The sequence below is a fragment of the Methylobacterium sp. WL103 genome (assembly GCF_008039885.1).
Lineage (GTDB): Bacteria > Pseudomonadota > Alphaproteobacteria > Rhizobiales > Beijerinckiaceae > Methylobacterium > Methylobacterium cerastii.
On the sequence record NZ_VRUX01000109.1, the window covers coordinates 1 to 10,320 of the forward strand.

Annotated in this window: 9 protein-coding genes and 1 pseudogene; 2 read left to right on the forward strand and 8 right to left on the reverse strand. The window is 70.9% G+C overall.

Annotated features, from left to right (window positions below; genetic code table 11):
- Nucleotides 1–391 (forward strand): annotated as a pseudogene (locus FV222_RS09445) (hypothetical protein); the annotation flags it as partial.
- 124 nt (nt 392–515) lie between these two features.
- Nucleotides 516–1,859 (forward strand): ribosome biogenesis GTPase Der, encoded by a 1,344-nt coding sequence (gene der / locus FV222_RS09450; RefSeq protein WP_147750474.1) that lies wholly within the window; start codon nt 516–518, stop codon nt 1,857–1,859.
- Nucleotide 1,860: 1 nt separating this feature from the next.
- On the opposite strand, the gene FV222_RS09455 is transcribed toward der, so the two are convergent.
- From FV222_RS09455 to alr, 8 genes are all read right to left on the reverse strand, one after another.
- Nucleotides 1,861–2,931, reverse strand: a complete 1,071-nt coding sequence (locus FV222_RS09455; protein ID WP_147762639.1) for a hypothetical protein — start codon at nt 2,929–2,931, stop codon at nt 1,861–1,863.
- Between the two features lie 35 nt (nt 2,932–2,966).
- Nucleotides 2,967–4,091 carry a carboxylate-amine ligase gene (locus FV222_RS09460; RefSeq protein WP_147762640.1) on the reverse strand — a complete coding sequence of 375 codons (1,125 nt, stop codon included), beginning with the start codon at nt 4,089–4,091 and terminating at the stop codon, nt 2,967–2,969.
- Nucleotides 4,092–4,149: 58 nt separating this feature from the next.
- The gene (locus FV222_RS09465) at nt 4,150–4,557 is read right to left on the reverse strand and encodes a dihydrofolate reductase (protein ID WP_147750477.1); all 408 of its coding nucleotides are present in this window, start codon (nt 4,555–4,557) and stop codon (nt 4,150–4,152) included.
- A 37-nt stretch (nt 4,558–4,594) separates the two neighbouring features.
- Complete coding sequence (locus tag FV222_RS09470; protein ID WP_147813990.1) at nt 4,595–5,341, reverse strand: SDR family NAD(P)-dependent oxidoreductase; 747 nt, start codon at nt 5,339–5,341, stop codon at nt 4,595–4,597.
- A gap of 10 nt (nt 5,342–5,351) precedes the next feature.
- Nucleotides 5,352–6,830, reverse strand: a complete 1,479-nt coding sequence (gene purF / locus FV222_RS09475; protein ID WP_147750479.1) for an amidophosphoribosyltransferase — start codon at nt 6,828–6,830, stop codon at nt 5,352–5,354.
- Between the two features lie 184 nt (nt 6,831–7,014).
- Entirely contained in the window at nt 7,015–7,623 is a 609-nt protein-coding gene (locus FV222_RS09480; RefSeq protein WP_147750480.1) for a CvpA family protein, read from the reverse strand.
- Between the two features lie 219 nt (nt 7,624–7,842).
- Entirely contained in the window at nt 7,843–9,282 is a 1,440-nt protein-coding gene (gene radA / locus FV222_RS09485; RefSeq protein WP_147750481.1) for a DNA repair protein RadA, read from the reverse strand.
- A 47-nt stretch (nt 9,283–9,329) separates the two neighbouring features.
- The coding region (alr, locus tag FV222_RS09490; protein WP_147813992.1) for an alanine racemase at nt 9,330–10,320 on the reverse strand (991 nt) is incomplete at its 5' end.

Here is a 10,320-nt window from a genome sequence, read left to right on the forward strand (position 1 = left end):
GCGCGACCCGGCCGCGGGCGCTGGCGCCTTCGACGCCATCTCCGGCGACACGGCGCTCGGCGACGGCCTGCGCGACCTGGCCCGGCTTCGTGCCGCGCTGATCCGCCTCGACCTGCCGGACCCGGCGCCGGCGCTGGCGAGCCTGCAGAGCCTGGCCGCCGGCTCGCCCTTCCGCTTCACGGCCCGCGAGATGCTGGGCCTCGCTGCCCTGAAGAGCGGGCAGTACGACGAGGCCGGGCGCTGGTTCGACCAGCTCAACATGGACCCCGAGACGCCGCAGAACCTGCGCCAGCGCATCGAGGTCTACGTCGCACTGGTGGCTGGCGGCCCGGTGACTGTGACAGAGGCGAAGCCAGAGCCCGCCGCGCCCCCGCCGCCGATCACCCGCTGATCGCCCAAGATGCTGGCCCAAAACCTCCGGTGCGACTGGCTCGCACCGGAGGTTTTGGGCATTCTCCAGACTTTCGCCGCCGGGCCGGCCCGGCGGCTCGACCGATCATAGAACGGACCACCCCATGGAACTGCCGACCGTCGCGATCGTCGGACGGCCGAATGTCGGCAAGTCGACCCTGTTCAACCGCCTCGTGGGCAAGAAGCTGGCGCTGGTCGACGACCGCCCCGGCGTCACCCGCGACCGCCGCGAGGGTGACGTCGCCTTCGGCGGCCTGAACTTCCGCATCATCGACACCGCGGGCCTCGAGGAGGCCGATTCGGCGACGCTGCTCGGCCGGATGCGGATGCAGACCGAGGCCGCGATCCTCGAAGCGGACGTGGTGCTGTTCGTCATCGACGCGCGCGCCGGCATCCTGCCCGCCGACCAGCCCTTCGCCGAGTTAGTGCGCCGGGCCGGCTGCAAGGTGATCCTCATCGCCAACAAGGCCGAGGGCGGCGCTGGGATGGCCGGCGCCTACGAGTCGTTCCGCCTCGGCCTCGGCGACCCGATCCCGTTCTCGGCCGAGCACGGCGAGGGCATCGGCGAGCTGCACGAGGCGCTGAAGGAGAACCTGCCGGAAACCGACGAGGACGAGGAGGACGACGACCCGCGCGGCAAGCCGCTCAAGGTCGCCATCGTCGGCCGCCCGAACGCCGGCAAGTCGACGCTGATCAACCGGATGCTCGGCGAGGACCGACTGCTCGTCGGCCCGGAGGCCGGCATCACCCGTGATTCGATCTCGCTCGATTGGGAGTGGCACGGCCGCCGGATCAAGCTGCACGACACCGCCGGCATGCGCCGCCGCGCCCGGATCGAGGACAAGCTCGAGAAGCTCGCGGTGTCGGACGGCATCCGCGCCGTGCGCTTCGCCGAGGTGGTGGTGGTGCTGCTCGACGCCACGATCCCGTTCGAGAAGCAGGACCTTACCATCGTCGACCTCGTCGAGAGCGAGGGCCGCTCCCTGGTGATCGGCCTCAACAAGTGGGACCTCGTCGCCGACCAGCCGGGCCTGCTCAAGACCCTGCGCGAGGATTGCACCCGGCTGCTGCCGCAGGTGCGCGGCGTCGCGGTGGTGCCGCTCTCGGGGCTGGCCGGCGACGGCCTCGACAAGCTGATGCAGGCCGTGATCAAGGCGGCGGATGTCTGGGACACCCGCATCTCGACGTCGCGGATCAACGACTGGCTCTCCGAGGCGACGCAGCGCAACCCGCCGCCGGCGGTGTCGGGCCGGCGCATCAAGATCCGCTACGCCACCCAGGTGAAGAGCCGCCCGCCGCACTTCGCGCTGTTCGGCAACCAGCTCAACGCCCTGCCGAAGAGCTACCAGCGGTACCTCACCAACTCCCTGCGCGAATCGTTCGACCTGCCGGGCACGCCGATCCGCTGGAGCCTGCGGACCTCGTCGAACCCGTTCGACAAGGGTTAGGTCACGCGCCGGTTCTCTTGCGAGAGTGAGAGATGGCACGGCGCAGGCGGTGCATGACCCAGAACGCGCGGTGCCGGTGATGGCGCAGCCATTCCGTCGGCGTCAGTCGCCGGTGAAGGAACACGTGCGAGACGTAGCCCATCCGCGGCCCGGTGTTCTTCTCGCCCTTCGCGAGTTCGATGTCCGGCACGATGTCGCGCTGGAAGCACGTCAGGGTCCGGATGCCCTTGAGGTTCACGTTCATGACGATCGAGCGCGCGTAGTAGCTGAAGCGGTCGTAGAGCAGCACGTCGCGGGTGCGTTCGCTGGACGGGCTCGAGAAGCGTAGCGTCCCGTTCAGGGGGCCGTAGGTCGTCATGACCGCGCGCACGTCGGCGCGGCGCCCGAGATTGATCGAGAGCGACGTGTTCTCGGGGATCGTCGCATAGTGCAGCGGGATGCCGTTCCGCTGCATCGCGAAGGGGCAGGAGCAGTCCGGCATCGCCACCAGCCTGAGGGGCGTGAACAGGCTCGGCAACGCCCGGTAGCGGTGGATGTAGGCCGCGCCGAACCCGCGCCCGCGCACGAAGTCGTAGACCTGCCGGCCGTAGTGGTCGGCGCCGGCGGGCGTCACGTGGGTGCCGTCCTTGAGCCAGAGCGCGCGCTCCTCCGGGCCTGATGCAGCCACGGGCCGGGCGAGATCGAGGATCGGGATGCCGAGGCAGGCCTCGTATTCGTCGAGGAGGCCGGCGACCGTCTCCGACGTGTAGTCGACCCCGCCCTGATACAGATTGAGGAAGGCGACGGGGCGGCCGCGGCGGGCGGTCGCCGCGAGGATCTGGTCGAGGAAGAAGCGTAGCGCGCGGCGGTCGTAGTAGCGCACGTTGCCGGTGAACAATTCCAGCAGGACCCGATCGCAGGCGATCGTGTCGAGGATCTCGTCGATCATGTAGGCGATGGCGTGGACGCTGTGCCCGCCCCAGCCGGATTTCAGGAAGACGAGGTCGGCCCCCTCGGCGGCGGCGCATTCGCCGGCCCGCTCCACGTAGCCGACCTCCTCGGTGACGCTGTAGCCGAGGCAGAGGACGCGCACGGGCGCAACGGGAGCCGCACCGGGCGACGGCACCCTCACGCACCCCGCGTCGTTCGAGACAGCCAATCCACGACGGCGTCGAGGGCTTGGCGGTTGTTCAGGCCGGCTTCCCGTGCCGCCTCGAAGGCGGCGATCTGGCCGTCGGCGCTGGTGCCCTCGGCGGCGATGGTGCGGGCGTGGGCGACCTCGGCCGCGCAGCCTAAAGCCGCCGCATCCTCGGCGACGAGGTCGAGCACCGCCTCCAGCGCGTCGGCGAAGGGCAGGGCCGCCTCGCGCGTCTCGTCGATCAGCTCGGCGCCGACGCCGCTGCGCTGGGTGCGCCACAGGTTCTCGTCGGCGAGCGCCCGCGAGACCCCGTCGAGGCCGGCGTTGAGGTCCGGCCGGCGCACCACGAGGCGCACGAGGCAGCGGAACAGGGCGGCGATGGTCAGCGCGTCGGCGAGTCGGGTGCAGCTGTCGGCGATGCGCAGCTCCAGCGTCGGGAACTTGATCGAGGGCCGCAGCGACCACCACAGGAAGCTCGCATCCTGGATCGACCCCGCCTCGGTCATGATCCGCACGTAGCGCGCGTAGGCGGCGGCGTCGGCGAAGAGTTCGGGCAGGCCGGTGCGCGGCAGCTCGCCGAAGGCGCTGAGGCGATAGGCGGTGAGCCCTGTCGGCTTGCCCTGCCAGAACGGCGAGGAGGCCGAGAGCGCGAACAGCAGCGGCTGGAACGGCAGCAGCCGGTTCATCAGGTCGACGCGCGCCTCCGGGTCCGGCACCTCGACGTGGACGTGCATGCCGCAGATCAGGCTGCGCCGCCCGGCCAAGCCGACGTCGCGCAGGATGCCGCGGTAGCGGTCGCCCTTGGTCGGCAATTGCCGCGACCAGTCGGCCACCGGATGGGTGCCGGCGGCGAAGATCAGAAGCGCGTGCTCGGCGGCGAGGTCCGCGAGCGCCCCACGCTGCCGGGCGAGCGAATCTCTTGCTTCGGCGAAATCGGTGACGGGCGGCGTGCAGACCTCGACCTGGCACTGCAGCAACTCGCGCCCCGCCTCGGGCAGCCGTTCGGCCGCCTCGACATGGAACGGCTTGACCGAGCGCCGCGGCGTGCCGCGCGTCTCCGCGTCGGCCAGGAAGTACTCTTCTTCGATGCCGAAGCGGTAGCTCTCGGTGGTCATCGCATCCCTTCGCGTTCGGCACGTCCGCTGAAACGCGCCGGGTCCGCGAAGGATGCCGTCACCCGCGCAGCGCCCCGCCGACGAGCCAGGCCGGGTCGAACCAGCGGTCGGCGTCGCCGTCGTAGGGGAGGCGGGTCACGTCCCAGTTCTGGATGTACTTGGCGTAGACGTTCCAGACCGCGATGCCGCCGCCGACGAAGACGCGGCGGCCGGGATAGCGCGCCAGCACCGCCTCCGGGTCCTCGTGCGAGCGGATCACGTCGATGGTGCGATCCTCGAACGCGAAGGCCGGCACCGAGGCCACCGTCTTCGGGCCGGCGATCAGCACGTGGCCCATGGTCAGCGCGAAGAATCGCGTCACGTCCTCGACGAAGAGCGGATCGGTGTTGCCCTCCCAGGGGAGCTGGCCGTTCAGCCCGAGCTGGCCGCGCTGGCCGATCGCGCAGATGCAGCGCACGTCGATCATCAGGATATCCGAATGGTGCGGGCGCCGTCCGGACCCGTCAGCGCGTCGCTTGCGGGGTCAGGATGCGGTCGGTCGGGAAGTCGTAGATTGTGCCGGAATCCGTCGATGCGGGGCTCGCCAGCCGGACGAAGTGCGGCGCGAGGTCTTCCGGCGTCCGCAGCGTCTCCGGGTCCTCGCCCGGCATCGCAGCGCGGCGCATGTCGGTGCGCAACGGTCCGGGATTGAGCAGCATCGCCTTGACGGCCGTAGTCGCGTTCTCGGCCGCGTAGGTCCGCACCAGGGCCTCGAGCGCCGCCTTGGACACGGAGTAGGGCCCCCAATAGGCCTTGCACTTGGAAGCCGCCCCGGAGGTGACGAAGATCGCCCGGCCCGCATCCGACATCCGCAGCAGCGGGTCGAGCGAGCGGATCAGCCGCCAGTTCGCGGTGACGTTGACGTCCATCACCTGGCCCCACACCTTGGGGGTGATGTGGCCGATCGGCATGAGGTTGCCGAGGATGCCGGCGTTGCCGACGACGATGTCGAGGCGCTTCCAGCGGTCGTTGATCGCCGCGCCAAGCCGGTCGATGCCGTCGTAGTCGGTGAGGTCGAGGGGTACGAGGGTCGCGCTCGACCCGACCCGGCGGATCGCGTCGTCGAGTTCTTCCAGCGCGCCCTGCGTGCGCGCCACGGCGATGACGTGCGCGCCGGCTTCCGCGAGCGCGAGCGCCGCGGCACGGCCGATCCCGCGGGAGGCGCCGGTGACGACGGCGACGCGGCCGTCGAGGGTCTTGGTTTCGGTCATGTGTGGACGGTCAATCCGCTTCGGCGAGCATGGCGAGGCGCTTCGGGCCGGCGATGGCCAGGTCCGTCAGGCCGGTCGGGTAGTCGCCGGTGAAGCAATGGTCGGTGTATTGCGGGCAGGCCTCGACGCGCTCGTTCTCCCCCATCGCCCGGTACAGGCCGGGGATCGACAGGAAGGCCAGCGAGTCAGCGCCGATGTAGCGGCGCATGCCCTCCAGGTCGTGGGTGGCGGCAAGCAGCTTCTCGCGCTCGGGCGTGTCGATGCCGTAGAAGTCGGGATAGGTGATCGGCGGGCTCGCGATGCGGAAATGCACCTCCGCCGCGCCGGCCTCGCGCATCATCCGCACGATCTTCACCGAGGTGGTGCCGCGCACCAGGCTGTCGTCGACGAGCACGATGCGCTTGCCCTCGATCGCCGCGCGGTTGGCCGAATGCTTCATCCGCACGCCGAGCTCGCGCACCGATTGCGTCGGCTGGATGAAGGTGCGGCCGACATAGTGGTTGCGGATGATCCCCATCTCGAAGGGGATGCCGGTCTCCTGCGCGAAGCCCAAGGCCGCGGGCACGCCGGAATCCGGCACCGGCACCACCACGTCGGCCGGCACCGCCGCCTCGCGGGCGAGCTCGACGCCGATGTTCTTGCGCACGGCGTAGACGCTCTTGCCGTTCACCACCGAATCCGGCCGGGCGAAGTAGATGTACTCGAAGATGCACGGCCGCATCGGCACCTTGTCGGCGAAGCGGATCGACTCGATGCCGTCCTCGGAGATCACCACGACCTCGCCGTTCTCGACGTCGCGCACGAACTTCGCGCCGATGATGTCGAGCGCGCAGGTCTCGGAGGCCAGCATGTAGCGGCCGTCGAGTTCGCCGAGCACCAGCGGGCGGATGCCGAGCGGGTCGCGGGCGCCGATCAGCTTCTTGTTGGTGAGCGCGACGATGGCGTAGGCGCCCTGGATCGCCTGCAGCGCGTCGATGAAGCGCTCGACGATCCGGGGTTTCCGCGAGCGCGCAGCCAGGTGCAGGATCACCTCGGTGTCGGACGTCGACTGGGTGATCGCGCCGTCGCGCACGAGGTCGCGGCGGATCGAGAGCGCGTTGGTGAGGTTGCCGTTATGCGCCACCGCCAGCCCGCCGCCAGCGAGTTCGGCGAAGAGCGGCTGGACGTTGCGCAGGATGGTGCCGCCGGTGGTCGAGTAGCGCACGTGGCCGATCGCGGCACGGCCCTTCAGCCGCTCGATCGTGCCGCCGTCCGAGAACGAATCGCCGACGAGCCCGGGGCGGCGCTCGGAATGGAAGACCTCGCCGTCGAAGGCGACGATGCCCGCCGCCTCCTGGCCGCGGTGCTGCAGGGCGTGCAGTCCGAGCGCGACGATCGCCGAGGCGTCGGGATGGCCGAAGATGCCGAAGACGCCGCATTCCTCGCGGAGCGTGTCGCCATCGGTCTCGGGATCGAACACGGAATCCACGGTTGCGGCGTGGTGTGACATGGCCTGAGGTCGATCCCTGGTTGCCGTCCGCCGGAATGCCGCAAGGGGCCGCCCGGAGCGGATCCGCGCGGTCGGCCCGCGGCGCCGTCGTCAAGGCGTTATCTGAGCGCTCGCGGCATCGCAACCAAGCCGGATCGAACGCAGGTCAGGGTGACCACGGCGACATAAGCATGCGGAGGCGGCCTCAGCGCCGCGGCGCGGGCACGGCCGGGGTGGTCGGACGCACCACCGGCGTCTCGGTCTCGGCCGGCGCGTCGACCGGCTCGTTCTGCGGGGTGTCGACCTTCGGCTTCTTGAACTGCTTGAGGAAGCCCTCCGGGTTCTCGGGCAGCTGTGCCACGAGCGCGTCGCCGGACTTCTCGAGCATCGGGCGGGTGCGCGCCTCGGCGGCCCAGGTCGGGACCTTGCCCTGGACCAGCCAGGACAGGAACACCCAGCCGATCACGCAGATCAGGAAGCCGCGGGCGGCGCCGAACAGGAAGCCGAGCGAGCGGTCGATCGCGCCGATGCGCGAATCGAGCACCACGTCGGAGATCTTCACGGTGATGATCGAGACGACGATGAGCGTGCCGAGGAAGATCGCCGCGATCGAGGCGACGAGGGCCACGGTGTCGCTGGTCACGTGCTGCTTCACCGTCGGCAGCAGCATCGGATAGAGCGACCACGCCACCGCGGCGGCGGCGACCCAGGCGATGATCGCAAGCACCTCCCGCGTGACGCCGCGGACGGCCGCCAGCAGCGCGGAGATCACGACGATGCCGAGCACCACGAGGTCGAGGACGGAAAACGGCATCTGCGGGTTCGGATCGGATGGGGAGATGCCACGACGAAAGCGATGCGGTCTGCGGCTCCCCTGGGACCGCGCGCGCTTTATATCGCGGTGAAACTCGGCCGTCACCCTCGGCGGCGACCGCCGGCCGCCGGAACCGCCGGTTGCAGACAGGCTTCTGCCCCCTGGTCCAAACCCGCGATCCAGCGCGGATGGTTCGTAGGACCGGACTGGGTCGGCCGTTTAATCCTCGTCTTCGTCGTGGGCCGCATGGCGGCGCTTGCCTGAGCCGACCCGTCGCGGCCCGTTGGCGGCGATTCCGGCCACGAGGTCGGCGATGTGGCGCAGCGACTCCGTCGCGAACGCCCGATCCACCGTCTCGCCGCGCCCCTGCGGGGTCATCGCCTTCGCGAAGCCGAGCTTCTGCGCCTCCTTGAGGCGTGCGCCGGCCTGCGCCACCGGCCGGATCGCGCCCGATAGGCCGATCTCGCCGAAATACACCGTCTCCGGCGGCAGCACCGCGCCCGACAGGGACGAGACGAGGGCTGCCGCGACCGCCAGGTCCGCCGCAGGCTCGGAGATGCGCAGGCCCCCGGCGACGTTGAGGTAGACGTCGTGCGTGCCCAGCCGGATGCCGCCATGGGCTTCCAGCACCGCGAGCACCATCGAGAGCCGGTTCGGGTCCCAGCCGACGACGGCCCGGCGCGGCATGCCGAGCGACGAGGGCGCGACCAGCGCCTGGATCTCCACGAGCAGGGGGCGCGTGCCCTCCATTCCGGCGAAGACCGCGGTGCCGGCGGCCTGGTGGTCTCGGCCGGCCAGGAACAGGGCGGAGGGGTTCGGCACCTCGGCCAAGCCCATGTCGGTCATCTCGAACACGCCGATCTCGTCGGTCGGCCCGAAGCGGTTCTTCACCGCCCGCAGGATGCGGAAGTGGTGGCCCTGGTCTCCCTCGAACGAGGCGACGGCGTCGACCATGTGCTCCACCACGCGCGGGCCGGCGATCTGCCCGTCCTTGGTGACGTGGCCGACGAGGATCACGGCCGTGCCCGTGGTCTTGGCGAAGCGGATGAGGGATTGCGCCGAGGAGCGCACCTGCGTGACCGTGCCGGGCGCCGACTCGACGGTCTCGGTCCACATGGTCTGGATCGAGTCGATGATCGCGAGCGCGGGCGGGCGCCCCTGCGACAGGGTCTCGACGATGTCCTCGACGTTGGTCTCGGCGGCCAGCTCCACCGGGTGGCCCGACAGCCCGAGGCGTTCGGCGCGTAGGCGCACCTGCCCCACCGCCTCCTCGCCGGAGATGTAGGCGACGCGCTCGCCGGTCTTGGCCATGGCGGCCGAGGCCTGCATCAGCAGGGTCGACTTGCCGATGCCGGGATCGCCGCCGAGCAGGATCACCGAGCCGCGCACGAAGCCGCCGCCGGTGACGCGGTCGAGCTCGCCGATGCCGGACGGGATGCGCGGCGCCTCGCGGGCCTCGCCGGTCAGGCCTTCGAGGGGGAACACGCGCCCGCGGGCGCGGCCGGGCCGGGTCGCGGCCGGTCCCGATTGCGGGCCGGAGCCGCCGGGCGTCTCCTCGACGATCGTGTTCCAGCCGTTGCAGGCCTCGCAGCGCCCGCGCCAGCGGTTGTAGACCGCGCCGCAGGCCTGGCAGATGAAGGTCTGGTGGATCTTTGCCATGCGCTCGCGACGAATCAGCGGGTCCGACTCCGTGGCGGAGGACGGCGTCAGCCCCCGATATACGTGCGAACGTAACGGGAACCCAGCCCCGTCAGGATCTCGTAGCCGATCGTTCCCGCGGCTTGTCCGACCGTATCGACGTCGAGCGCGTCGCCGATCAGCGTGGAGACGCCGCCGCGCGCGGCCTCGGGCGCCTCGGTGACGTCGAGGATGATCAGGTCCATCGAGACGAGGCCGAGGATCGGGCAGGGGATGCCGGAAACGAGCGCATGGCCGCGGCCGCTCGCGGCGCGGGGATAGCCGTCGGCGTAGCCGAGCGAGAGCGTCGCGAGGCGCCGGGGGGCGGGCGCGGTCCACCGCCCGTTGTAGCCGGCCTGCGCGCCGGCCTCGACGTGGCGGATCTGCAGGATCGTCGCCTCCAGCCGCACCACCGGCCGCATCGGGTTGGCGGCGCGATAGGGCGTCGGGTTGCCGCCGAACAGCGCGTAGCCCGGGCGCAGCAGGTCGTGATGCGTCGCCCCGTCGAGGAAGACGCCCGACGAGTTCGCGAGCGATCCGGGAATGCCGGGGAACGCCGCGCGCACGCGTGCGAAGTCGGCGATCTGCCGGGCGTTGACGGGTTCCCCGGGCAGCTCGGCGCTGATGAGGTGGCTCATCATCAGGTCGATTCCGGCGGCCGCGATCCGCGGGTCGCCAGCGAGCGCCAACGCGTCCGGGACGGAGAGCCCGAGGCGGTTCATGCCGGTGTCGACGTGCAGCGCGGCGGCCCGCGTCCCGCCTCCGAAGGCGGCCCAATCGGACAGCTCCTGCACCGAGCCGAGCACCGGGCGCAGGTCCAGTGCCGCATAGGCCGGCATCGCGCCGGGCAGCAGCCCGTTCAGGACGTAGATCGCAGCCTCCGGCAGCGCATCCCGCACCCGTGCGGCCTCGCCGAGATGCGCGACGAAGAACGTGCGGCAGCCGGCCGTCCACAGCGCCCGCACGACGGCGTCGGAGCCGCAGCCGTAGGCGTCGGCCTTCACCACCGCGGCGCAGGCG